Consider the following 26,151-nt stretch of genomic DNA (forward strand, 5'->3'; position numbering starts at 1 on the left):
AACATAAAAAAATCATATATTACTTTTCAGTATATTTTAAACAATTTTAAAATTAATATCAGATTTCAACAGTCCCACAATACATATTTAAGATATAGTTAACGTGAAGTCCTCTAAGTTTTTTGCTGTATATGAATTAGCATTCACAATGTTCTTTGACTAAAAACTTAAAGCCTCGTATAACATTAACATTGCGATACAAATTTTCTAAAAGAAATAAACTAAACGAAATATAACAATATATAGTAGCCTTCCCAAAGGACTTAAACTCCCAAGCCTTACTATCTAATACTCTGATGCACACTTAGATTGCACATGTACCCTGAGCCATGTATAGTCTTTATAGCATCATTAATACCAATATCTTTAAGTATTTTTCTTAATCTTGAGACCTGAATATCTATTGATCTATCAAAACTTTCCAAAGATCTATTTTGTATATTTTCCATCAAAAGGTCTCTAGAAAGAACAATATTTGGATTTTCTAGAAAATATTTAAGAATCCTATAAACACCTGTTGTTATTGGTATTATTCTATCTTTATATCTTAATGTTTGTGTACCTGTATCAAGAGTACAATCTGAAAAGGTATAGTTGATAAACTTTTTATTTGCTGAAATTTCATGGTATTGATGAGACCTTCTAAGAATGTTTTTAATTCTTGAATGCAAAACCATAATATTAAAAGGCTTCGTCATATAATCATCAGCGCCTATTTCTAATGCTAATATAGTATTAACATCTTCTTTGCTTGAAGTTAACATTAATATAGGTATCTCTGAAAATTGCCTAATTCTCTTACAGGTCTCAATACCACATATCCCTTGCATATGTATATCTAGTATAATAGCATCAAATTGGTGATGGCTAGTTTCTAAAAGGCTAAGAGCTTCTTCACCTGAGTATACTGCATCTACTTCATAGTTGTACTTATTAAAAAAAAGTTCAAGCATAGAGCAAATTTTTTTATCATCATCAACGATCAATATATGCATACATCCCCCTATCTAACAGGCATATTCTAATTATATATTAAGAATATGTTAATTTAATCATATTCAGGAAATAGTGAAGACTTTTCTATATACTTTTATTTTTATATGCAACTTAAGTATATTTGAGATATTTCCTCTTTTAATAAATTAGTCTCAAAACATAAGACTCTTTCATCAGCTACAGACTGCCACTGATCTCCTTTTGGTATTATTTCAAAAACTTGATCTGCATTTGGAAAATTATCCAAAAATATTTTTTCATCAACTGCTTTTATCTCAATACCAGGTAAAGCTTTTAACAAAATATTCTCAGTTTTGGAAGGAGCAAAACCTTTAATTAAGATTTTCTTTTCAGATATTGCTGATTTGCTACCCTCATATACTAGATATTTAAACTCAGATATAAAAAATGCATCATCTAGTATACCTGATTGATATATACCATATTTATAAGTCAAACTATATGTGTTTGAGGTTTTTAACTCGCCTAAAAAGTATTTATTTATTAACTCTAAAAGTTTAATACAATCATACAAAGGTTGGCCACAACTTTCATAAAGATAAGTTCTATTATCCCATACAATAGACGTACACTGATATAGCCTATATAAACAATATTGTAGGTCTTGTATATTTATAGGCTTAGTTCCTGATTGCTGGAGATCTAACCAATATTCTATTTCTGATAGTTTAAGATGAACTGACTGGTATCTATCATATAAATTCTTACTTATACAAATAGATTGTAGTTTCTCTTTAACATTAGATAGCTTTTCTTTTAGAGACTCTAAAAATGATCTAGCAAACATCTGTGGTAGAAGTATACATTTAGGCATATATTTACCAATTTGCCATTTTTGCTCATCCTCTATATAAATCAACTCAAAAAGCTTTACTGAGTATTCTGCATTAGCTACTAAAGAATCACTTAAAAAAAATTCAAAATACTCTATCTCAATATCATAATTATTAACCCTTTTAAGCTGTATACTTGGATTCTCTTTTAAGGTTAGATATAGGCTTAACTGACTATCCTTTACTTGCTCTGAATCTAGCTCATAAGCTTCACATATAGCATTAAACTTTAACGATACAAAGATATGATTAGGCATAAACATAGCTAAGTCAGTTATTTTTAAAACATTATAAGATAATGCTTTCTCATCTATAACAATATCCAAAACACCATCATCGTAGCCATTAATTACACTATTCAAATGACTACTCAGCTGATGCATATATTTTTGCTGCAAGATGAAATGTTCCGGCAATAATACTTGCCCCATACTCCAATGCACTTGACTCATAACAAACCCTCTATTCTTCAGCTGCTGCTGAATTATTTGCTCGAACTATTACAACTAGTTTATCGCTAGGTTTTATCTTTGATGTGGAGATTGAAACTTTGAAGTTATTACTCGCAAGTACATTATCAAAAGTAACATATCCTGGGGCATTTGGACCTTCACCGTCATCCATTGGAGAGATTTCGGCCCTAGCTATAGTTGTAAATGTTACTGATGTTTCAAGCCTTGCAATACTTTCCCAGATACCTTCTTTTCCTGTGGCAGATATGAAATAAAACTGCCCTTCAGGAATTAAAGAATCTGGAGTAATTGTAAGCTGGGTTGTAATCAAGCTATTTCGCGCAGCAGCAGAAGCATATGCCGTTTGTATAGCATTGAGAGTCTCGCTTGTTACCCCTATAGTTATAGAGTTATTTGCCAAAGTCCCTAAGGTCGCATTCTCAATATCCATACGCTCAAGCGTCGCTACAATATCACTTCTTGGTTCTGAAGCACCTCCAGGTTGCATAGCTTTAAACTTAGTTAATGTAACAGGTTGTCCAGCGATACTAATAGAGAAACTACTTCCTAATAATAACCGTGAGTCCGTTATATTATGTGAGTCAGGCTGTGCATTTACTAGTGAATTAGACTCTAAATGAAACATCCCACCTTCATTAAAAACTAATCTATTAATTTCTGACATCTCTTTTCTCCTTTTGTAGTTACTCTTTCTTAAGCAAGTCTTGTATCTAGTTTAATAGCCACATCCATTCCCTCAAATTTGACATGAGGCAAGACTTCGATCGAGCAGTTATACCAACCAGCCATACCATGAGATTTGCTGACTTCAATACTAGCTGCCTTAAACGGGTAGTAAGAAACAGTTAACGTATCAGGGTTTGGAAGTGTTGTTATATATTTACTAATCCATGTATTTAATTTGTTAGCTATAATTGTTTCATCTGACTCAGAACCGATCTCATCACGAGCCATACACTTAACATAATGAGCTATCTTACAAGCTGAAAATGTATATGGTAACTTAGTAATTAGCTGACTATTTTCACTATCATTTGGATCTTCAAACTCCTCACTTACCTTTAATGATTGTGCACTGAAAAAACATGCATTTGACGTTTTCTTCTCATAAACTAATCCTATAAAACCAGCCTTAGCTAAACTATATTCTTTATGATCTGGAATTAATAAGTTAACAGGCAAGACAAAAGCATTACTATCACGTTCATTAAAGTTATAAATAGGTAAACCTTCAAGTTTTCCTCCGCTTGTAGGACCACAAATTGATTGGCACCAACCTGTAGTCTCAAATGACCTAGCTAAATTTTTAGCAAAGAGTACCGATGCATTACCCCATAAACAGTTTTGATCTGGAGTAGCCAGACTAACCTCTTCTTTAAAATCGCTTAAAGGCCCTTTACCTGCAGGATTATTAACAGGATCATATGGAGCTCTCAGCATAAAGTTAGGCAGTGTTAAGCCTATATATCCAGCTGCCCTTGTCTTACGAAACACATTCCACCGTCCAAACCTAGGATGAGCCATCAGACCATCTACATCTTTAATATCACTTAAATCATTATATGTCTCACAACCAAATAATTTTGGCGATACTGCCGCGATAAATGGTGCATGAGAAGCTTCTGCAACCTTGCCCATAACAGTAAGCCATTCAATATCTTCTTGTGACTTATCAAAATCATAAAGGCCTATTAATGCTCCATATGGCTCACCTCCGAACTGATCATATTCAGCAACATAAATCTTCTTAAAGAAATCACTACCAGATACATCCACACTATTATTTTCAAAATCTTCTGCTAACTCATCTTTTTCAACATCCATTATAGATAGTTGCGTATTTTGGAAGTTAACGCTGTTTGCAACTTCTTGAACAGATCTCCAGCTGGTTTCTAACTTCCTAAAATCTGGATGTGCTAGTATTTCTGAAACCTGCTTATTAAGCATCTGATCAATCATACTAGTTACTCGGTTAATCAAATTTTTATCAATAACTGTTTCATCTTTTCTATTACTAAGTAATATTGATAATGCTGTCATAAATCTTGATTCATAACTTGCCTGCAACTTGCTTTTACTTAGTTGATCTTGGGATATAAGATCAAAACAACTACTATCTTCAAAGCCTGCTGCTGAGAGAATATCAACGCATTTATATTTAGTTTCACTCATTTTACTCTCCCCCTTTATTAAGCTCATACGACTCAAGTTGAGGAAGCTCTTCTTGAATCTTTTCTATAGCTTGAGCATTATTAATTTCATTATTAAATAAGTTCCTAAGTTTTCTATTATTATCAATAGTTGAGGTAAATTCTTGTATTAGCCTCTTAGCTTGAAGTAGCGATGCCAATTCAGGAATAAGTTGAGCAATAGTACTTGGATCAAATACTTTCATCGAGTCCACACATAAGTTAACCTTAATATCTTCAGCATCTTCTTTAAGATGATTTGGCACACGAATATTTAACTGGATACCCATAGGCTCCATCACTTCTGATAGGTTTGGACTTGCTAGCTCATAAATTTTGCGATTAGGTAAATCCTTTTTTCTTTCCTGTGAGTTGCCTAAAGAAAGATCTCCTATTAATAGTTGTCTAAAAGGTAACTCTTTTTTCTTTTTAGTTCCTTTAACCTCCATATCATATGTAATTGTAATACGAGATTTTGGAATTGATTCATTAACTTTCATTTAAACACCCCTTTTCTTTTTCTTAATAAAACTATTTGTAGTTTCTATATACTAAAATAATTGTTGGATGTATCTTAAATATTAAGTATTTGTAAAATTTTGTAACTTTCTTTTATTTATTAGAGGGGGATTCCTTGAGATTCATTATAGGGTTAAGATGTACTTAAATAACTACTATCTAAAGATTCTTTAGTTGTATATAAATATAAGATTGCTTAAAGGTTAAGCAACACTAAGGTTACCTTTGATACTAATATTACCTTGCATACTAATATTTGAACCTTTTATGTTAATATTTGAGGCGTGAATATTAACATTTGAACCTTTTATATTAATATTAGAATTACCATTATCTAAAGTTATGCTTCCAGATTTATCTAACGATATCTTTATATCATTTGTTGTTAAAAGAATTGTCCCTTCTTTTGAATTTAAATTTACCGATGCTTGTTGAGTTGTCAAAACTATAACTTCATCTGCTGCATTACAAAATATAGATACTATTTTGTTATCGTTATTAGCCTCTAAATTAATACCTTGCATATTTTGAGTAATTATATGTTTAACCATAATAAAACCTCTCTATTTTATTGTTACCTTGTTTTGCCCTGACTCCTCAATTTCTACAACACCACCATAGATACAATTTAACTTACAGTTATCAGTTAATGATAATATCTCATTTATTCTTACTTTAGGATTACCAGGAAACCATTGTGTAGCTATAGCAGGTATACATGGCATTGGTGTTAATACACCAGATGCTGCAGATGTAGCAGATGCAACTTCTGGATTTGCTAGACATGAACACATCCCAAATGAAGGGATATTGATCATTGGTATACTATCTGTAATAACTGCTGCAGGTTTCTGATCGCAACTAAAAGGTTTAGGTAAAACTATTAGGCTAGATGGTGCTTGACCAAAGCTACACTTAAGTTTAGCTCCTGCACAAACTTGTTTTGACATATATTTTACCTCCCTATAAATAATTAATTATGAAATAGCTGCAAATTAGACAGAAAAATGATGCTACTTCTACTAAGCCTAATACTCTTAAAGATATTCTTTTAAGCTTATCTTTAATTCTTTTTATTATTGAAGGAGATTCAATAGAAAGCTTTAAGGGAGTATAATCTATTAACAATATTTTTAGCTGTCTTAAATAAAGACTTCTTTCAAAATAATTATCAGAATCATACATCCCTTTATAGCCATGAGTAAGTAAATAATAATATACCCAATAAGTATCAATATAAATTTGTGACCTCTGTGCTACTAAGTATTCTAAATATTGATAATAAACTTTGCCCGCCTCTAGTGTTTTAAACAGCTGGGTCTGTAGCATCTCATAACAGTACCCTGAAGATATTGCTTTTATATTTAATCTCTCATCACAGTATGCTGCTAAAGCAAATGTAATTAGATGTGATTGACTATACTTACCTTCTTCACGATTTATATCAACCAACTCTAACTGTAACGATAAAATTTCTTTATACAAAGTTTCAACATGTTGATAAAAATCAGTATCACTTTTAGTAATATAGTTATCAACTTCATTAATAATACTATAGAATTTCAATCTCCACATTTACAAGACCTCCATTACATTATTTTTTGAAATATTAACCGTTTTATCCTCCTGATTATTTGGATTAATATAGAACTTCCAAGATCCTTCTCCTTTATTTTTCTTAAACAAGAAGTATACTGATATGCCTTGGTTCTTTGATTTCCCTATAGGTATAACCTGCTTACCTTTACTTGGATATATCAAAACACCATAATATTTCTTACCTGTATTAAGATAACTATCATAGACACTATCTACGTTACTATCTAAGTAATTAAACATTGACTCCTTTTTAACAATAACATAGAAAGGTTGACCATTATTGCTTAGCTTGTTTGGTTGAATTATTAGATTAAAGTTTGAACTTGTACATCCTAAAAGAAGTAAAAATAATATGAACACCGAAACTGATTTTATATTTTTTATTCTAGTACTTTTCATTTTCTATAACCTTATAAATAAAGCTTCCTGATAAACTACTACTATTTAGTAGATCTCCTAAATTCAGAGTTTCTAAACCATTATCAATTACTAGTAAAATATTCTTAAAAGCAACATAAAGCTCAGAACTAAGGCCTATAAGTTTTGCGATTATCTCTTTATAAAGTTTGCTAAGGTTTCTTTCTGGCTCCTGTGTTAACATTCTGAAAGTAATCTTACCACTTATAATAATTAATCTATCTACATAAACTTTTGATAAAGGACTATTTAATTTAGCCTCTCCCAAAATGCTACCTCTAACCTTATTAAGATATTTCAAGTCAACTCTGACCCTATATTTACCTAGTGATTTACGAATAAGTTGCTCTATTGTAGCAAGAGATCGATAGTTATAATCATCTTTAGAAAAGATGATTTCTCCATTACGGTAAATATCACTTTGGTAGCTTAGCAACTCAGGATAAAGGGCGTAGTTATATAGTGTTAACCACTTTCCTAATATCTGGCTTTTAAGACTTTTAGTTGCAGCAACATCCAGACAACTTTTAAGTATTGCTAAATTTCTAGTATCTTTATTTAATAACCAAATATTAATCCAAATATTTATGACCATATCTTCAACTATAACTTCTTTAATAATATAAACAGCATTATCTTGATCCCAATTTGCATACCAATACTTCCTATAGTTTGGATATTGTTCATTTATATAGCGAATACAGTTTTTATAATTCCGTGGAAAAGATATCATTGAAAAACCCCCTTTATCCTAAAGTTATATTTAGTATTTTTTTGCAAGAATACCTCTATCTGTCCAAGATAAAATCTGACCCAATTTTGATAGCTTTTAGAAACACTCTTAAAATATAAAGATATTTGCATTTCTTCATCTATAGATATATCATTAAGCCAAGCTTGAATATCAACTAATGCTGATATATCCGTAAATTTGAGCAAGCCTTTCCAATCTTGCAAATGCCACCTATGGATACTAGGTATTTTAAGGATCCTTAATAAGGGCTCTATTAAGTGGATATCATATTGAGTTTCAGAAGTTGTTATTAGACTTTTAACTTCTAGTTTATAAGTAGATATATTTTGGTTTAGCCACTTTACCTTTGCTTTATGATAATTGTTCATCAATCCTTGATCAAACTTACGACTAACATATATATCCGCTGAAATAACCTTATTATAAACTTGAGAAATTTGATTAAACTCTAACCCAACCCTGTTATCTTTATAAATGACCTTATAATCTATAGGAGCTAAAGGTTTTTTATCTACATATACAGTTAATACTTCATGAATATAAAAATCAGTCCTTTCTTTACTCTTTAACCAATAAACCTCATAGTCACCATCCATAACAAAATTATCACTAATCGCTTGGTATTGGTTAACCACAGGTATTAAGTTTGTATGAAATAGATCATTTAACTGATCTTGGTATAGTTCTTCAATAGAAAAACCTTGAACTAATAACTTTATCGACCTGATCTTCTGTGACAAATGTTGGTGTAAATTCACATTAATTCTAAACTGTAATCTAGGATCAGCCAAATTTTGGCGAAACCTATGATTAGAGTGTTGTATATAATCATAGCCATAACTAATATCGACTACCTTTTCAAGTATGGAACTATCAACGAACTCTATTTTCAAGGAAGCTTTATCTAAGATATTTAATTTTCCATAAATATCAATAAGCTCCTCTATAGCCATAGAATCAGAATGTAACCAAAAGCTAAAACTATTATCTTGTAAAGTGAAACTCTCTGATTTAGCGGTAAATTTTAGACTTATCCCTTGAGTTTGATTCTCAACACTCTCAACATCAAAAGGCAATATCCTTGTAGAGATTGCTGAATATAAAAGTTGTTGTTTCTTTAATATATCTACCTCAACCTGCTGCTCTAGGTCAATATAGTTACTATCATCGTGTAGATAACAATCTGAAACTTTAATATAACACCCTTGAAATGTTGGGGTTAACATATGAGGAAAATGAGCTTTTACCTTAGAAGAATATAAGCATCTTGTATAGTTTTTGAAGTCTCTCTCTGCTTGAGACTGTATTTGATTAAGAGCATTTACCATCTCTTTTACAGTAATAGATAACTCATCCATAAAATACCTCCAAAACGCTCTTTAATTAAGCCATATCTTTGAGTAATTAATATCAAACGAAACATCTGTATTATCATTATTAAAATTCCAATAAAAAATATTTCCTTTACGATCTGCTGACTTTAATAACTTCCAAAATGACCAGTCGCCTTCTATTACTTGCTGAGCTATTAAATCTTTCTTGTCACTTACTAAAGCAATTGATGCGGGCTTATTTAACCACCACTGAACTTCAAAAATGCGCTTAACCTCTCCAACTCCTATATCAGAAATACTATTTTCACCTATCGATAAAACACCTTCATAGTAAGATGTTTTTTTATCTTTGAAGAAAATCCACGAAGTCTCAACGTGACTATAGCTTGGTAATAGCTCAGATGTTTTTAAAGTAAACTTTATAGGTTTTGGTTTGCCATTAGCATCCCAAAGAAGCTTAGATAGCTTACTTATCTTTTGATACTCTTTAAACTGTCCATCTGTAAGCCACTTATTTCCCTTATAATTTCTGATTAAAGGCGCAATCTTTGCGTAAGATCTCCAAAATTTTCCATCTTTTCCAATAGTTTTTATTAAAGTATCTACACTTATTTCATTAGTAGCATCTTCTTTAAATGGGAAGGAATCAAAAACCTTATTATAACTGCCTTGTAAATTTGTACGCCAATATTTTTGAACATACTCTTGTAATAACGCTGTTGTTACTTGTTCACTAGCTAGTGCAGGTTGAGAAAGAGGTCTAGCAAGCTCTGGCGTGACCTTAGTAGATTGTAGAAACTCATCCACATCTTTTTTAAAAGGATGTTTATCATTTTGATAAAATTTAATTAATATTTCAGGGTTTGATTTTGTCTTATTTAATATATCAATATACTTATCCATGATCTTGTTATATTTTTGAAGGTTATTATGGAAATTATTAATCCCTTTAAAGCTTTTTTCAGACATGAAAACATTTTTATGCTGTAAAACATTTTTTTGAATAGACAATAATAAAGGTTCTATATTTGATGATGTACTAATTCTTTTTAAACTAAATAGCAAGGTATAAATATCTCTAGAATCAACTTCAAGAGCATCTAAAGCCTTTTGATAGTAATAGTTCTTATAAGCTTTTTTATATTTATCTAATGATAACTTAAACTTTGTATATATAGGATTAATATTAATACCTATCTCAGCATATGCCTTAACAGTTTTCAAAAGCTTTAAATTGATAGGTTTTATATTCTTTTCATAGAAGTTATAACTATAATAATCTTTACGTTCATCCTGCGAACTTAAGTAGAAATTATCACTAACACTTTGTAGCATAAAACTAACTAACTTTCTATCCCATGGTGTTTTAGCTAACTGCTTTATGCTATTCTCAATATTAGCTAGTCTATCTACTTTATCTCTAGTACTTACTTGACTTACAACTGTTTCAATAACATCTCTAAGCTCTAAGTAGGTAATAAAATGGTTTAAAACTACTCTTTGTTCATATGAAAGAGATAATTGATCTCTCAATTTAGAGTCATGTATATGAATGCTCAAGTTATGATCATTTAATAGCTGATCTAATAGGGCTAATTCTAAAGCTCTATTTATCACTGTTCTATCTAATGGAATCTTTACAGAGTTTTTTTGCTTAAATATATGGACAATAAAATCATTAATATATTCAGTTATATTATTATATTCTCGCCTATCAGAAGACAAGTCATACTCCCTTTTAAGATTAGTCTTATCATGAGCAACCTCTAGCCACACTCTCAAAACATTCTCAGGTACTTTAGTGACTTTAGACCATAACCATAAATTATCAGAAACCAGTTCTCTTATGTATGGATTTGTTATCTGGTTTTGAAGAATGTTTAAAGCTAATCTCTGTATGGGATTATTAGTCTTTGATAATGCTCGAAGTATTACATGTTTATATATAAATCTCTCCCACAAATTATCTAAATGTTTCTTCCCTGCATTATGATATGCTAGAGTTACAATTAAGTTACTATAAAAAGTTTCATTTAAACTTTTTTGATAATTTTTTAAATTAATCTCACTTAAAGACCCTGAGTATTTACAAGTCAAAGGTATTTGATTAGCTATATTACTAATATTGTTTTTAACCTTGTACCAGCCAACTATAAAACAACCTATTAATAAAAGTAGAACTATTAGAAAAGTCTTTTTCTTAAGTTTTTTTGTAAACTTTTGAGTAAAATAATCTTTCTCAATCACACTATTTCTGAAGAGCTTACCTGTCTTGATAAGATCAATTCCAAACCCTCCGTATAATGCTACCTTATTAGATATTTCCGACTGCAATGAGTTAATAAAGTACTCAAATCGAAGATGATTATTTAAAAAACAATATAAATCTCTTATCTGTTTAGAGCTAAAAGGTTGTTCACCTAAGTAAAGTTGTTTGTCTGTATATTTAGTGGTAACTATATCAAACCATGATAGAGAGGGCTTCTCATCTACCCAAAAGCTTTTAATATTAGCAACTTGTGCATACTGACGCCATGTCTCATAATAAATATTATTGTCTTGTTCAACTATATTTACTATATAACTAAAACTACTAGATAAGTATCTAGAAATATCAGCAAAACACATGCTGATATGATCTATCTGACTAGTTAAGCCTTTATTATCAAGTCTAGTACCTACATTAACTACAACTAAATTTATGCGCCCTTTAAATACTTTATTAAATAAGCATAAAATGTCAGCCTCTTTAATCCTGGATTTATAAAGTTTTTTAGGATTGATATATAGACTAAGGTGGTTAGTGTCTAATTTAAAATAAATTCCAAACTCATCTTCAACTTCAAGAGAGCTATTGATCAATATATTCTTCCTTGCAAAATACAGTCTGAACCTTTCCCATAAACTTAACGACTTATAAAACTCTAGATATATTTCATTAAGTGCATTCACCTTAAATAATTTAGCAAAAAAGGTATTTATCTTACCAAGTCCTTTTTTATAAAAGAGTGTTCTTTGCATCAGCTTTTTATACATCTTAATTATTATTATAAATACAACTACTCCCATGATGCCTATTGCAAAGATAGACAAAATACTTTGTTTTTCGAGTAAAACATTCATATCATTCCTCTCTATAAATCAAAGACATCTGTGTTTTATCAGATATTATTTGAGTTTTATTATTCGAAGTCTGTGAAAATATTTCTAAAGCCGACTCTTGTAACTTTTTATTTTCTGCTTGGTGAACAATTCCTGCTGAATCATTAGCTCCAAGAGTCATTTTATTAATCTGAGAATTTTTGTTAAAAGATTCATCTAACATGCTATGCCACATAACCTTATCAATCGAGCCATTTTCTTGACTTAAACTAATTGCTACTGGGGTACCATTACGTAGAGGCATAACTGCATGATCATGTAATATAAAATATGGTAAAGTTATATAAAGTGATTTATTAGAATTCCCATTTAATAGTGAAGGTATTCTTACTATATAAGAAAGCTCTTTAAGCGTATGATCATGCATCAAGAAAATAGTCTTTTCTGTTGAAAAATCTTTATTAATATCTTTCTGAGAATCTTTCTGATCTGCTGCTACAATAGAATATGTAGTATCTGTTCCAGAGGGTTGACCATCAATCCAGCCATAAATATTTAATGCTTTGACAGGTTTAGCAAAGTTTGGAAAAGATAACGCTAAAACATCAGCTGAACATACACATGTATTGATATCTATACCATGTTTTAACTGATAGTCGATACTAGAAATATCTTTATTAGATGCACAAGTTGTATATATGGATGTTTGTCCTGCATATATAGCTATATTATTATAGTTTCTAAAGGATATCTTTGTGCTCGAAATCACTAAAGCCCCAGTATATTGAGATAATATTTTCTTATATGTTTTCGGTAAAGAAAATTTACTTCTTGGTAGAATCGTAAACTCTGCTGGAAAATATTCCCATTCAAGATCTATATATTTTAGTTTTTTCTTTGTATTATCAATTTCTTTTTTATAAAACTCTTCTGCGTTTTCTAATTGTATTGATGGTACAGCATAGCTAAATATATGATCTTTTGATGCTGGTATACTTTTACTCGAAGCATGTACACTTTTAATCGGAGACTCCTCTTGTAATGCCCAGTGCTGATTTATCAAACTACTATTACTAAAACTATAATCTCCTATTTGATTTACAATTCTACTAATTATTCCCATAGGCAATTCAGTAATAGCTTCTTCTTTAGTTTCAGGTTTACTTAAATCGACTATACTATAATTAGGATCTTGAGTTGAATAATCATAAATCAGCTGTAGCTGATAATGTCTTAACGTATAAAAAAAGAAATCATAAAAACTATATTTTGGATAATCACAATTTACACATATCCAATTATATTGCGTATAAAAAGCTGTAATATCTTCGTTGATACTTATACTTAATAATTTATCAAATTTTCCAAATATATCATCGAATATATCCGCATATCTAGATTGAGGATATATCTTAACAGGATAGTGTTGTTTTGTAATAAATGTAAGAGCATCAGTAAAAAGCAGTTTACAAGATAGGTAGCGTCTAGCACCAATATGGCTTACTTGATCTATTAATTCTATAGCATTATCTTTTGAAAGGTCTATGTAACCTTTAATACTCCAATTGTTTTGTCTGTTAGGCTGGCTGAAACCTGTGTTCTTTAAATCCTCTTGATACCTTATATCAATTACAAACTTATTTTGATAATTAGATAAGTCATCCCACAAACTCTCTTTTTCAAGATCATATGGAATATTAAAAGACAACTCTCCACTAAATCCATATAGCTCAAAATCAAGTTTCAAATCCTTGATTTGGATTGTATGTAAATATTTTATCTTCTGAATATTTTCAGATAAGTCTTCATTTAAGGTAGTAATACTGACTTGTAGTCTTCCATTAGGGATACCGTCCATCTGCTTAGAAGCAAGCCACTTATTATATTGCTGTGCAAACTCAAGCTCTACAAGAGTTGTAGGTGAATTATAATTAAACTGTGACTTAAGCTCTTCAAGTTTTAGATCGGTTAAATCATCAAAATTTATTTTACCAACTGATAAATTACCTAACATAACATCCTACCAATTTAATTGATCTTGCTCATCATTACTCATAGCTGTTTCATATTGTTGAGGCTGATCTGTAAAACTACTACTAACTTGTTTCGCCAATACTTCTCTAGTGTTATCCAATGAATCATCTGTACTAAAGCTCTCAGGATCGCTACTAAATGTTTGTGATAACATTAGCCATAATGGATTATTAGAAAGACTTAGCTGATGCATTAAGTGATCATATGCATTTACTGTGTCTTTAAGATAAGAATAAAATGTCTCAGGAAAGTATTTAATAGGGTCAAACTCTTTTAAGGCTGTATTAATAACCTGATAAACAACAGCTGCTCTAAGCCATGACTTTTCATTTATAAGTTTTCGATAAATTCTTATATTCCGTAAGAGCTTACTCCATTCATCGCTTATATAAAAATCACTATGATTTAAAGAATGATCTTCACATTGCTCTTTGGTATCACTTACTTCATTACATTGTTCACTTTGATTCTCAACTTGATCAACATCTTCTATTTCTTGTGTAACCTTTAAAGTCTTATATATATCTTTGATTTGATATATCTGAGCTATATTAATATCTTCAAAATTTGCTTTTATGAATAAAATATACTCATCAAAAGCTCGCTCTAAAGCTCCCTTATCTTCTTCAGAGTAGCTATCAGATTTTGATTTTATAAATTTCGCGTGAGCTAACATACTAGAATGAAGCCACTCAAGGATTGCTAGATAAACTTTAAAACGAATTTTACCATCTTCAATTTTTTCCAAGAAAAACTGGTGAATCTCAATTAACTCTATAAGAATTTCACCCTTAATATTAGATTCAACAGCCTCATGCCAATATCCAAATTCGGCATATATTACATAGCGAGGATCTAAACACCCCTTATCAATCTGCTCCAAAGACAGAGTTTTGACAGTTGAATAATCTTCATTATCTATAGCTGAATATATAGCCTCAAGCCCATTTACTTCGGCCTTATAAAAAACTTCTTCTTTGCCTACTACTTCATTTACTATATCTAATATCATCTTTACTAGCCCATTAATAAAATATTTAAGCTTTTGATACTTAAAATATTAATGGATTCGATTATCTGAACTATTTATAAGATGTAACACTTTGTAACTTGAGAGCCCTACTTTTTGGTACACGTAAAATAAGGTTTTCAAAAACGTGTCAGAAGGTACACTTTTGATAATAATTCCCTGAATTTATAAATTAAATACTATGAAAAATTTTGAAGTTTTAAAATCCATGTAATAATATTTATTAACTACTTAAAACTAGAGGTTATATAATATTAAAAATTTAAATACCTTGCTTTTTCTTTTGATTGTAATAGTTATAATAAATAGGCTCTTAGCTGAAATATTTGGATTTAATTTTTTAAATTGGATTTTTGGAGGGATGCCTTACCTAAGTAATTACAATTTAATTTGAATCAGTTATCCTCAGTCTGTCAATATTTGCAACAGTACCCTAAAAGATAACTATCTAATATCTAAAAAGTAACTCAACATTGAATTTTCGATATCTATAGCCTTTCTAAATCCTTTTTTCTCTAGCAATCTCGAAGATGCTTTATTATCAACACTAACACCTCCAACTAACCTCTTCCAGGAAGTTTCATTTTTAGCAGTAGTTATAAGACCATCTAAAAACTCATTTGCAAACCCTTGATGCCAAGCTTGTTCTGCAAACAAGTAGCCAATATTCGCTATACTTTTATCAATATATATTATCAATAATCCAATCAACTTTTGATCTGCCTTATTACTAATGCCAATAACCTCACTCTGACTTTGCATAATACTTAGCCACTCTCTAGCACTAGCTATAGAATTAACTTTTTGAAAACTTTCAGGTAGATACTTAGTTACCTCTGGTGTTAATATTTCACACAAACGCTCATACACCAAATCACTATGAATTATAGGGTTAATACAAAGCCGTTGTGTTGAAAAGCTTATTCCTTGCTTGCTCATATACGATTATCCTCTAAAATTAAGTTTTCCGATATTTCATAATATTTTAAAACCTCTAAAAAAAACATTTCTTTCTATTCTATTTCTAAGAAAATAGTATGATTTATATATTCCAAAAAATTTTTTTACATTTTATAAATTTATTTTCCTATCGGAAGATTGCTTTAAAAAGTGTATAATGGTGAAAATAAAATTGTACCTTAATTTTGGTACTGTAGTTGTGCGAAACTATTTTTTATAATAAAAAGAATATGGAGAATTTTTAATGAAATCTTTTCTTAAAAAGATTTGGAACGCCCTAATGTGGATAAGAATGACTGCCTTTCAACTTTACTCTTTTGCAGTAATTGGTGGCTGTAGTGTTCTTATAAATATCTTTACTTTCTTCAAGTTTCCTATATCTTGGAGAATGGCTGTCTGCTATGTATGGACTTATCTTTACTGGATAGGTATGCTAGTATTTCTTCAAGTCTATATCCGTATTACTGGTAGAGTTAATATAGACAAAGACTACCCTTGTATCTATGTTTCAAAACACCAATCAATGCTTGAGACATTTATGTTTTATGGACTGATTGGCAAGTGCCATTTTATTATGAAAAAAGAGCTCTTTGAAGCGCCAATATTTGGCTCTGCAATGAAGAACTTAGGTAGTATTGCAATTGATAGAGAAAAACCAAGAGAGTCATTAAAAAAAGTTGTTACTGATGGCAAACAAAGCCTAGCTGATGGCATAAACGTTGTAATATTCCCTGAAGGGACTAGAGTCGATGTTGGCGAATATCCTGAGTTCCAGCGTTCAGCAATGAAGCTAGCTACAGATGCAAATGTTTTCATAATACCTGTAGCACATAATTTTGGTAAATTTTTCCCTAAAAAATGGGGACAAGTTATTAAGCCAGGTATTGCCAGAATGGATTTTGGTAAAAGAATTGATCCTCATGAGTTTAACTCTAAAGAACTTACAAGCTATTGCCACAAAGTAATAACCGAAAAAACAAAAGAGTTCAAAGGTTAAGGAAAAAAGATGAAAAAGCTTATTCATCTGCTATTAGTAGCAAGAATGCATATCTTTAAAATATATGCCAATGTTGTACTAGCTTTCTGCTGTACTTTAATGAATATAGTCGGTGTGTTGGGAGCATCTTTAAGAGTCAGGCTTTTTGTATGCTGGCTATGGTCTTGTTTATATAGATTAGGTGTATTTATACTTTTACAAATCTATGTAAAAATAGAAGGTAAAGAGAATATTCCAGATTATCCATGTATTTATGTTTCAAAACATCAGTCCATGCTAGAGACTTTTGTTTTTTATGGCTTAATCCCTAAGAGCTGCTTTGTAATGAAACAAGAACTTCTAGATAAACCTGTCTTTGGTAAAGCAAACCACTTTGCAGAAGCAATAGGTATAGATAGATCTAAAGGGCTTTCGGCTATCAAGAAAGTGCTAGAAGATGGCAAAGATAGAGTTAAGAATAAAGGGCTTAGCATTATAATATTCCCTGAAGGAACTAGAGTCCCTGTTGGTGAATATCCTAAATTTCATCGCTCAGCAATGAAGCTAGCTACAGTAACAGATATACCTATAATCCCTGTAGCTCATAACTTTGGAGTTTTCTTTGGGCGTAAAAAAGGTGACTTTATTAAGCCTGGTATAGCAAGAATGTCTTTTGAAAAGGCAATAGACCCTAAACAATACTCTGTAGCTGAGCTTACTGATCTATGCTATGACATTATCAATGACAAAACAAAATCATTTGGCGGCTAGATTAATTCAGGCAAAAACTTGTAATAATTGGGTTATGATCTGATATTTTTTGGCAATCTAAAACACATGCTTTTTCTAACTTTAGGTCTCGATATAAAACAAAATCTAAATGATTATTCTGAAAAGATTTAATTAAGTCAGCTCCTTCAAGAAAAGCTACCTTAAAGTTAAACTCCCGACAAAAGTCTTTTATAAACTTAACTCTTTTTCTATTCCAAGAGTTAAAATCTCCCGCAATAATTATAGGATATTTATATTTTTTGGGATTTATTACTTCTTTTATTTTCTCAAACTCATATTCATAGACTCTATTACTTTTGAAATTTATCGCATGGATATTTACAACAATGACCTTTGTATTACCAATATTAAAATGAGTAATTAACGATGCTTTATGAGTATTTATAACAGACTCCCTATGTGTGGTAAGTATCCTGACATTTTTTATCACAGGGTAATGACTAACTGTTGCTACACCATAATTATGGTAACGTAAAACGATATTTGAAGCGAAGTTAATATCAAACTGCTCAATAGGAAACCTAGTCTCATGATGATGTACTGCTTCTTGTAAACAGAAAATATCGACATCATGCTCAGCATGAACTTGATTAATATATGAATTAAATGCTTGAGAGTCTTTATAATCTATCTTATATGTATTCCAGCTCATTAAGCAAAATCTTTTAGAACAATCTGTCCGTGTTTCACTGTCAAACATTTAGTATTTTTATCTTTATAGTTATTCTTTTATTATATATAAAAATATTAGTAGAGCCTAAATTACTTAGGGGTTGTAGCAAAAAATCTTAATACTATATATCCTGTAGCTCCTGATAGTACTGATCCAATAATCACGCCTATTTTTATTGAATTTAACAAATGAGTATCGTTAAAGGCTAAAGTTCCTATAAATAAGCTCATTGTAAAGCCTATACCACATAATATACTGACCCCATATAGCTGCAAATTTGAAAAAGATTCTCCTAACTTAAAAATCTTTAATTTTTTAAAAAGAGCTAATATTGAGAAAATACCAACTTGTTTACCTACAAATAAGCCCAAAATTATTCCTAAAGTCAATGGTTCAAATACTATTGAAATACTTATCCCAGAAAAATTCACACCCGCATTAGCAAAGGCAAAAACCGGCAGTATAAAATAAATAACCCATGAATGGAGAGACTCCTCCATAAATTTAGCTGGAGAATCTGGATCACCATCTCGATAAGGGATACATAAAGCAGTAACAAAACCAGCTAAAGTTGCATGAACTCCTGATTTAATAGTACAAAACCATGCTAAAAATCCTAAAACAATATATATTGAAGATCTATTAACCTTTAAAACAAGGCTACAAAAAATCATTATAAGAAGGAAAACAGACCCCAATACTAAAGAGACTAAAGATAAAGATTTTGAATAGAAAAAGGCAATTATAGCTATTGCTGCTATATCATCAAAAATAGCAATTGTAATTACTAACAGCTTCAGCTTTGGTGATACTCTTGATCCAAGTAATGCTAACATCCCAAGTGTGAAAGCTATGTCTGTAGCTGATGGGATAGCCCAACCATCAATAAGTTGAGTATCATGAAAGTTTATTAATAAATAAATCAAGCTCGGTAGTATCAAGCCAGCAAAGGCAGCAATTGCTGGTGTTACTATGCTAGATGGTCGTGATAGTACTCCTGTGATTACCTCTCTTTTAATTTCTAATCCAATATACAAAAAGTATATTGCCATTAGACCATCATTTATCCAGTGAGTTAGGCTCTTATCTATAACTAAGCTTTCTACACCAAGCTTAACATTAACCGTATCCAACATCCCATAGTATAAAGATAGCGGTGAGTTGTTGACTAAGATAGCAACAATAGCTGCTGAAAATAAAATCACTCCACCAACTAGCTCTTGATTGTTAGAATTGACACTCATACACACCAACTACTTTATATGCCCTATCTTTTTATTATCTAATAGCTTGGGGTATAATTCTACTTATGAAAAAAAGATTTTCATTTAAATGAAAAATATCCCAAGATATTGGTACGCCATAGCTCATATAAAAGAGATTAAGAATAAACCTATCAAATTGGAAAGATTTGGTAAGAACCTAGTTGTTTGGAAGTCTCTAGATAATATCTGTGTAATGGAAAATCGTTGTCCTCATAGAGGAGCTGAACTTAGTTCTGGCAAAATCTGTAACAATAACATAGTTTGTCCTTTTCATGGTTTTAAGTTTGACCATAATGGTCACTGCATATACACCCCTGAAACAAAAGGGGCAATACCGAAACTAAAAGCAAAGACCTATCCAACAAAAGTTATTGCTGATATGCTTTGGATTAACATTTTTGATGAAGAAATTGATAATAGCTATGCTTTTGAATTTATACAAAGTATACATGCTAATTTTAAAGCCCAATACTCACTTCTTACGGACACATGGCAAAATAATATCCGTCACTGTATAGAAAATCAGCTGGACTATACCCATTTAGCAACAGTACACAAAAAATCAATTGGTAGAGGATATCAAATTCCAGAAAATGTAACTTTAAATATCCAACCAGAATATATTGAAGCAATTAAAAATGATCGGCTAATGTTAAAGTATGTTTTACCAAACTTTTGGCTTCTGAATAACTCTGATAAACTAAAAATCTGTGTTTATTTTGTCCCTGTAAACGATCACGAAACCAAACTATACCTACTAAATTACCGTAGTTTTATGACAAATAGATTTATAAAGCCTTTCGTAGATAAATTATTTAGTATTACTAATAAAATAATTCTCAATGAAGATAAAAGAGTTGTCAAAACACAAAAGTTTGATGAAAACTACAATACTAACGACTTTCTTTTACGCCATGATCAAATAATAAAAGAATTCAGAAAAATTTGGAAAAATTAACAAATACCTTTTTATCAAAGATATTAAATGCTATAAAATTATTACTACAATAATATTTTTTATGCTATGAAATATAATTTTTTTATAAGGCTACTTCACAAGATTCTAGCAAGCTTAATAATTATCCAGCTAATATTAGGCTTTGGTTTTGCCTTTGCAATATTAGACTTTGTATGGATTATGGTCTTACATAAATCATTTGGTCTACTAACATTCTTCGTCATAATCATGTTAGTAATTGCTCGAATTCTAAGTAAAAAGCTTCGATACGACCCTCCTCTACCTCGCATTCAATATGTAATAGCAAAGGCTGTTCACTTAGGTCTCTATATTTCAACTCTTGGTATGGCTCTATCTGGCCTTCTTGGATCAATGCTAATGGGTTATCAATGGAAAATATTCTTTATTATTCCTTTTCCACAAATATTTGAAACTGATTATTCTTTAGGTGTAAAAATATTCAGCTATCATTATCTATTTGCTAGTATTTTACTTGTATTAGTTGTACTACATGTAGTTGCAGCTTTATACCACTGGATAATATTAAAAGATAATATTTTAACCAGAATGAAGTAAAACAATATATATCAATTGATTAAAAGGAATAATATGTTACAACAAAACCAACGCAAAGCGCTTTTTTTATCAAGTCTTGGGGGAATCCTCGAGTTTTATGATTTCATCATTTACGCCCTGCTTGCAAGCTATATTTCAAAGCTATTTTTCCCAACAGGATCAGCCATAACATCTTTATTGATAGCTTTTAGCGCCTATGCTGTAGGATATCTAGCAAGACCTTTAGGGGGAATTATTTTTGGACATTTCGGGGATAAGTACGGTAGAAAAAAAACCTTCACAATCTCTATCCTTATTATGGCTCTATCAACTTTTATCATCGGCATTCTACCTACATATAACCATATAGGATTTATTGCCCCTATTTTACTTGTACTTTGTAGAGTTGTTCAAGGTATATCTGTAGGAGGTGAAATTCCTGGAGCTATCACTTATGTAGGTGAGGTTGCTCCAGAGAAAAAAGGCTTTGTTACAGGGGTGATTTTTTGCTTCTTAATAGCAGGTATGGCTCTAGGATTTATTGTCGAAAGTTTACTCCTAGATGGCTTTGATAAACAACAGATGTTCTTATATGGCTGGCGCATAGCTTTTATTCTAGGAGGTATCTTTGGAATTATTGCGTATTTCCTTAGACGCCAACTAATGGATATCAAAGGATTCAATCCTTTTATAGAAGACGAGTTCTCTTTACCTGTAACAAAGATGCTTTTAACACATAGTTGGAATTTTATTTATGCTTGTATAATAGTTTCATTTGGAGCTCTTATTTTTGTAACGCTATTCTTACTACTACCATCTTACTTTTCAACGGTGTTAAAACTACACTTAAAAGACTTCACATGGATTAATAGTTTAGGAGTTATAATTATCTCTATATTTTGTGTTGTTGTTGGCTTCTTCGCTGACAAGATAAATCGCTCTTTTATTTTACTTGTCAGTATCATAGCGACATGTGCTTTTAGCTTCTTTATCTATAAGACATATGTATACAACCAAAATTATTATTTCTTAGCAATTTTCATAAGTGCTATTTTAGCAGCACTTTGTTGGGGTAATATTCCTGCCATACTTATTGACCTATTTAAACAAGACATACGTTATACAGGTATTGGATTCTCTTACAATATAGGATTTGCAGTTTTTGGAGGACTAACTCCAATGATAGTAATCGGCGCTATTAAGTTTTCAGGAGATAAGGTAGCTCCTGCTTATATACTTACAATTGGTGCTATAGTTACTTTAATTGCAATGATTATAAATATCTTCATTCAGAAAAAATCCCCTCAACAAGAATTAGCTAAATAAAATATTCTAATTTATATTTCTTTATATAATAATCTTTAACTATATTCTCAAGAAACTAATAGTTAATCATGACTGAAATTAAATGTGCTACCTTTTCAATTGTAGCAAGGTGTGAGAGTTCAGGTTGTATTGGAGTTGCTACAGCCTCTCGTGTACCAGCTGTAGGAACATTCGTAATAAATACAAAAGCAAATATTGGAGCCTGTGCAACACAAGCTTTTGTTAACCCATATCATAAATACTGGATGATGGAGTACTTGGCTCAAGGAAAGTCTGCCTCTGAAGCTATGGAACTTTCTCTAGCTAGGGATCCGTATCCTGAGATAAGACAACTTGCAATAGTTGATAGATATGGTCAAAGTGCTGCTCATACTGGTATAGCCTGTGATACTCAATGGGCTCATAAAACTGGCAAAAACTATGCTGTAGTGGGTAATATGCTAGAGAGTAAATCTGTTGTAAAAACTATGGTAGAAGTGTTTAAAGCTACAGAAAATGAAAACCTGTTTTTGGAAGATAGACTACTAAAGTGTCTTAAAGTTGGACAAGAAGCTGGCGGTGATAAAAGAGGTAAACAATCGGCTGCTTTATTTGTTGTTGATACACAAGATTATCCTCTGATAGACCTACGCGTTGATGATCATGCAGAACCTATACAAGAGTTAGAAAGATTGTACGATAACTTTGGTGAAAGGCTTCGTAAAGTTTACAAAAGGCTTGCTAATAAGAATAACCCTGGTGGCGAGTTAGGCAAAGACTTCTTATATAAGCATGGCATCCTAAAATAAACAAATTACCTTATATAAATTTAAACTCTTGTGAGTGTCTAGTTTCAGGCATTTTATAGATGAGTAAAAGCGTAATAATAGAAGATATTATCAGATAAAAACTTGGCGCATAACTAGAATTAAATACTCCAGACAACCAAACACATATCATCGGCGTTGTCCCTGCAAATAGTGCATTACCTGTATTATAGGCTGCTGACATACCACTATATCTATGATTAGTTGGGAAAAGCTCGGCAACTGTTATTTGGAATGATGCTGTCATTGCTGATATTATAATCGCTAATATAGCCTCAGCAATCAATATACTCTCTAAACTACCTTTATTAAAAAATATAAACATTGGATAACCAAATAGCGCTAGTAATAGTATTGGTATATAAAGTAAAGGTTTTCTACCATAGATATCAGACAACCAACCAAATAGCGGAGATAATGCTGCATAAAAGCATGACACCGCAACAGTTATAAACATGATTTTATTGACATCAAAACCTCTATCTGAGATAAGAATATTTGGTAAGAATGTCGCCATCATATAGTATGCTATACCAACATAGCCTGTTAAAACAAAAGTCCAAACTAATGGCATTTTAGAGCCTTTTATAGCATCTTTAAGAGGACTTTTACTTAGCTTATTATTCTCCTTCATCTCCTTAAAAAATGGTGATTCTTTGGCTTTTTTCTGAATAATTGTTGAAGAAATAGCTAAGATTAAACCTATAAAGAATGCTACTCGCCAACCATACGCTAGCATTTGATCTTTTGTTAATAAGCTTGATAAAATTCCTACTGTTGTCGCACTAAGTATCACACCTATTTGCGATGCTAACCCAGCTAATGCTGTTGTCAGACCGCGATATTTCTCAGAAGCGCTCTCTGCTAGAGCTACAAGAATACCTGTATATTCACCACCTACTGAAAACCCTTGTAGCATTCTTGCAAATAGTAAAATTAAAATAGCCCATATCCCAGCTGATTGATATGTCGGCATAACAGTCATCAATAACATTGGGATACACATTAAAATCATACTTAGTCTGATAGCATAGCGCCTACCAAATCTATCGCCGATAGAGCCAAGTACAAAACCACCTAATGGTCGCATAATATAGCTAGCGGCAAAAATTCCAAAGACTGTTATCATTGCTACAACTTGATCTTCTTTGGGAAAGAAAAGTAGGCTTAAATAGGTTGTTAAATAGCCATATAGACAAAACTCAAACCACTCTAAAACTGCTCCTAAATTTATTATAGAAACTGTTTTTACTTTTTGCTTAAAAGTTAGTTGCTGTATCATCCTAACCAATGTTTTCTTATATATAAAATTTATTATATATAGATAAAAAATTAATTACATCGTTATTTTCCTAAATGGTTATTATTATCATTCAAAGCCTTATAAAATAAGGGTTTCACACTTAAATTTAGATATCTAATTTATGTATATGGTATAATATATTTATAAGGTATTTATTTTGTTCGGTCTAAGAATGCATGAATTCTCTCTCTGTCAAAGTGTTATCAGTATTGCTGAAAAAACACCTAAAGATAGCTCAAAACATATAGCTAAAGTCATAGTTAAAATAGGTACTCTAGCAGGTGTTGATATTGAATCTTTTGAATTTTGGTTTCCTGTAGCAGCAAAAGAAAGTATTTTAGAACAAGCAAAGCTAGAAATAATACATGAACAAGCTATAGCAAAGTGCAAAGCTTGTGAACATGAATTTGAATTAACTAAGCTATATGAGCAATGCCCAAATTGTGGCAGCTTTGAGAAAGATATTCTCAAAGGTAAAGATATGCTCGTAGAATCTATAGTTTTTAATTAAGGAGTAAATTATGTGTACGACTTGCGGATGTGGAACAGATAGCAATCATCATCACCATCATCATGGCCATGAAGGCGATGCTGTAAAGCTAGAAAAAGCAATCCTAGATGCAAATGATCAATATGCACAGCAAAATAGAAAAGCTCTAGCAAAGGATAACAATATTGCCCTAAATTTTGTCTCAAGCCCTGGTTCTGGTAAGACATCTCTACTTGAGAGAACTATCAAAGAGCTTGGTGATAGCCACCCTATCGCAGTTGTTGAAGGTGATCAGCATACAGATCTAGATGCTGATAGAATCCGCAAAGCTGGTGCAAAAGCTTATCAGATAAATACTGGTAAAGCTTGTCATCTAGATGCTCACATGGTTGGTCATGCTTTTGAACATCTAGGTGATATTAAAGATGGCTTTGTGATGATTGAGAATGTTGGTAACTTAATATGTCCAGCAATGTTTGATCTTGGTGAAAAGCATCGTGTTGCAGTTATCTCAACTACAGAGGGAGCTGATAAACCACTTAAATACCCAGATATGTTTTATTATGCGGATGTGGTTGTTATCAATAAAATTGACCTATCTCCTTATGTAGATTTTGATATCCAAGAATGTATCGCAAATATTAAAAAGATTCGTTCAGATGTGAAAATATTTGAGCTATCTGTAAAAACTGGTGCTGGTTTTGATAGCTGGTTGGATTGGTTGAGAGGTTTGAAGTAAAAGGTTA

The 26,151-nt window shown here is 31.2% G+C and carries 26 protein-coding genes; 8 read left to right on the forward strand and 18 right to left on the reverse strand.

Going from position 1 to position 26,151, the window contains the following annotated elements:
- Positions 1 to 281: 281 nt before the first annotated feature.
- The 15 genes from AB8E56_RS03450 to AB8E56_RS03520 form a co-directional block, all read right to left on the reverse strand.
- Positions 282 to 995 (reverse strand): response regulator transcription factor, encoded by a 714-nt coding sequence (locus AB8E56_RS03450; protein WP_329477992.1) that lies wholly within the window; start codon positions 993 to 995, stop codon positions 282 to 284.
- 101 nt (positions 996 to 1,096) lie between these two features.
- Positions 1,097 to 2,302 (reverse strand): type VI secretion system baseplate subunit TssK, encoded by a 1,206-nt coding sequence (gene tssK / locus AB8E56_RS03455; RefSeq protein ID WP_329477994.1) that lies wholly within the window; start codon positions 2,300 to 2,302, stop codon positions 1,097 to 1,099.
- Between the two features lie 10 nt (positions 2,303 to 2,312).
- A complete protein-coding gene (locus AB8E56_RS03460; protein WP_329477996.1) occupies positions 2,313 to 2,987 on the reverse strand; it encodes a hypothetical protein in 675 nt (224 codons plus the stop codon).
- A gap of 29 nt (positions 2,988 to 3,016) precedes the next feature.
- The gene (gene tssC / locus AB8E56_RS03465; protein ID WP_329477998.1) at positions 3,017 to 4,495 is read right to left on the reverse strand and encodes a type VI secretion system contractile sheath large subunit; all 1,479 of its coding nucleotides are present in this window, start codon (positions 4,493 to 4,495) and stop codon (positions 3,017 to 3,019) included.
- Position 4,496: 1 nt separating this feature from the next.
- A complete protein-coding gene (tssB, locus tag AB8E56_RS03470) occupies positions 4,497 to 5,012 on the reverse strand; it encodes a type VI secretion system contractile sheath small subunit (RefSeq protein WP_329478000.1) in 516 nt (171 codons plus the stop codon).
- A gap of 222 nt (positions 5,013 to 5,234) precedes the next feature.
- Complete coding sequence (locus AB8E56_RS03475) at positions 5,235 to 5,582, reverse strand: hypothetical protein (protein WP_329478002.1); 348 nt, start codon at positions 5,580 to 5,582, stop codon at positions 5,235 to 5,237.
- 12 nt (positions 5,583 to 5,594) lie between these two features.
- Positions 5,595 to 5,981, reverse strand: coding sequence for a DUF4280 domain-containing protein (locus tag AB8E56_RS03480; RefSeq protein WP_329478004.1), 387 nt, complete (start codon positions 5,979 to 5,981; stop codon positions 5,595 to 5,597).
- Between the two features lie 13 nt (positions 5,982 to 5,994).
- Entirely contained in the window at positions 5,995 to 6,606 is a 612-nt protein-coding gene (locus tag AB8E56_RS03485) for a DotU family type IV/VI secretion system protein (protein ID WP_329478006.1), read from the reverse strand.
- Positions 6,607 to 7,029, reverse strand: coding sequence for a type VI secretion system lipoprotein IglE (iglE, locus tag AB8E56_RS03490; protein ID WP_329478008.1), 423 nt, complete (start codon positions 7,027 to 7,029; stop codon positions 6,607 to 6,609).
- Positions 7,016 to 7,780 (reverse strand): hypothetical protein, encoded by a 765-nt coding sequence (locus AB8E56_RS03495; RefSeq protein ID WP_329478010.1) that lies wholly within the window; start codon positions 7,778 to 7,780, stop codon positions 7,016 to 7,018. Before AB8E56_RS03495 ends, iglE begins: the two co-directional genes overlap by 14 nt.
- The gene (iglH, locus tag AB8E56_RS03500) at positions 7,777 to 9,159 is read right to left on the reverse strand and encodes a type VI secretion system baseplate subunit TssF/IglH (protein WP_329478012.1); all 1,383 of its coding nucleotides are present in this window, start codon (positions 9,157 to 9,159) and stop codon (positions 7,777 to 7,779) included. The genes AB8E56_RS03495 and iglH overlap by 4 nt, the downstream gene beginning before the upstream one ends.
- 21 nt (positions 9,160 to 9,180) lie before the next feature.
- Positions 9,181 to 12,258, reverse strand: coding sequence for a hypothetical protein (locus AB8E56_RS03505; RefSeq protein ID WP_329478014.1), 3,078 nt, complete (start codon positions 12,256 to 12,258; stop codon positions 9,181 to 9,183).
- Between the two features lies 1 nt (position 12,259).
- The gene (locus tag AB8E56_RS03510; RefSeq protein ID WP_329478016.1) at positions 12,260 to 14,251 is read right to left on the reverse strand and encodes a hypothetical protein; all 1,992 of its coding nucleotides are present in this window, start codon (positions 14,249 to 14,251) and stop codon (positions 12,260 to 12,262) included.
- A gap of 6 nt (positions 14,252 to 14,257) precedes the next feature.
- A complete protein-coding gene (locus AB8E56_RS03515) occupies positions 14,258 to 15,283 on the reverse strand; it encodes a type VI secretion system protein IglI family protein (RefSeq protein WP_329478018.1) in 1,026 nt (341 codons plus the stop codon).
- Between the two features lie 462 nt (positions 15,284 to 15,745).
- The gene (locus AB8E56_RS03520) at positions 15,746 to 16,240 is read right to left on the reverse strand and encodes a GNAT family N-acetyltransferase (RefSeq protein WP_329478020.1); all 495 of its coding nucleotides are present in this window, start codon (positions 16,238 to 16,240) and stop codon (positions 15,746 to 15,748) included.
- A 265-nt stretch (positions 16,241 to 16,505) separates the two neighbouring features.
- Between AB8E56_RS03520 and AB8E56_RS03525 the strand changes: the two genes are divergently transcribed.
- Both AB8E56_RS03525 and AB8E56_RS03530 read left to right on the forward strand, forming a co-directional pair.
- The gene (locus AB8E56_RS03525) at positions 16,506 to 17,258 is read left to right on the forward strand and encodes a lysophospholipid acyltransferase family protein (RefSeq protein ID WP_329478022.1); all 753 of its coding nucleotides are present in this window, start codon (positions 16,506 to 16,508) and stop codon (positions 17,256 to 17,258) included.
- A 9-nt stretch (positions 17,259 to 17,267) separates the two neighbouring features.
- The gene (locus AB8E56_RS03530) at positions 17,268 to 18,008 is read left to right on the forward strand and encodes a lysophospholipid acyltransferase family protein (protein WP_329478024.1); all 741 of its coding nucleotides are present in this window, start codon (positions 17,268 to 17,270) and stop codon (positions 18,006 to 18,008) included.
- A 1-nt stretch (position 18,009) separates the two neighbouring features.
- On the opposite strand, the gene AB8E56_RS03535 is transcribed toward AB8E56_RS03530, so the two are convergent.
- Both AB8E56_RS03535 and nhaA read right to left on the reverse strand, forming a co-directional pair.
- Entirely contained in the window at positions 18,010 to 18,729 is a 720-nt protein-coding gene (locus AB8E56_RS03535; protein WP_329478026.1) for an endonuclease/exonuclease/phosphatase family protein, read from the reverse strand.
- Between the two features lie 62 nt (positions 18,730 to 18,791).
- Entirely contained in the window at positions 18,792 to 19,946 is a 1,155-nt protein-coding gene (gene nhaA, locus AB8E56_RS03540; RefSeq protein ID WP_329478029.1) for a Na+/H+ antiporter NhaA, read from the reverse strand.
- 88 nt (positions 19,947 to 20,034) lie between these two features.
- Between nhaA and AB8E56_RS03545 the strand changes: the two genes are divergently transcribed.
- The 4 genes from AB8E56_RS03545 to AB8E56_RS03560 all read left to right on the forward strand — a co-directional run bounded on the left by AB8E56_RS03545 (position 20,035) and on the right by AB8E56_RS03560 (position 23,594).
- Positions 20,035 to 20,925 carry a Rieske 2Fe-2S domain-containing protein gene (locus tag AB8E56_RS03545; protein WP_329478031.1) on the forward strand — a complete coding sequence of 297 codons (891 nt, stop codon included), beginning with the start codon at positions 20,035 to 20,037 and terminating at the stop codon, positions 20,923 to 20,925.
- A gap of 66 nt (positions 20,926 to 20,991) precedes the next feature.
- Positions 20,992 to 21,501 carry a cytochrome b/b6 domain-containing protein gene (locus AB8E56_RS03550; protein WP_329478033.1) on the forward strand — a complete coding sequence of 170 codons (510 nt, stop codon included), beginning with the start codon at positions 20,992 to 20,994 and terminating at the stop codon, positions 21,499 to 21,501.
- A 33-nt stretch (positions 21,502 to 21,534) separates the two neighbouring features.
- Positions 21,535 to 22,806, forward strand: coding sequence for an MFS transporter (locus AB8E56_RS03555; RefSeq protein WP_329478036.1), 1,272 nt, complete (start codon positions 21,535 to 21,537; stop codon positions 22,804 to 22,806).
- A 68-nt stretch (positions 22,807 to 22,874) separates the two neighbouring features.
- Positions 22,875 to 23,594: a DUF1028 domain-containing protein gene (locus AB8E56_RS03560; protein ID WP_329478038.1), complete on the forward strand. Its 720-nt coding sequence runs from the start codon at positions 22,875 to 22,877 to the stop codon at positions 23,592 to 23,594.
- Between the two features lie 10 nt (positions 23,595 to 23,604).
- Here the strand turns inward: AB8E56_RS03560 and AB8E56_RS03565 are convergent, their stop codons facing one another.
- Positions 23,605 to 24,894 (reverse strand): MFS transporter, encoded by a 1,290-nt coding sequence (locus AB8E56_RS03565; protein WP_329478040.1) that lies wholly within the window; start codon positions 24,892 to 24,894, stop codon positions 23,605 to 23,607.
- 193 nt (positions 24,895 to 25,087) lie between these two features.
- Between AB8E56_RS03565 and hypA the strand changes: the two genes are divergently transcribed.
- The gene (gene hypA / locus AB8E56_RS03570; RefSeq protein ID WP_329478042.1) at positions 25,088 to 25,426 is read left to right on the forward strand and encodes a hydrogenase maturation nickel metallochaperone HypA; all 339 of its coding nucleotides are present in this window, start codon (positions 25,088 to 25,090) and stop codon (positions 25,424 to 25,426) included.
- Between the two features lie 10 nt (positions 25,427 to 25,436).
- Entirely contained in the window at positions 25,437 to 26,144 is a 708-nt protein-coding gene (gene hypB, locus AB8E56_RS03575) for a hydrogenase nickel incorporation protein HypB (RefSeq protein WP_329478044.1), read from the forward strand.
- The last annotated feature ends 7 nt before the right edge of the window (positions 26,145 to 26,151 follow it).

Source organism: Francisella sp. 19X1-34 (assembly GCF_041102755.1).
Lineage (GTDB): Bacteria > Pseudomonadota > Gammaproteobacteria > Francisellales > Francisellaceae > Francisella.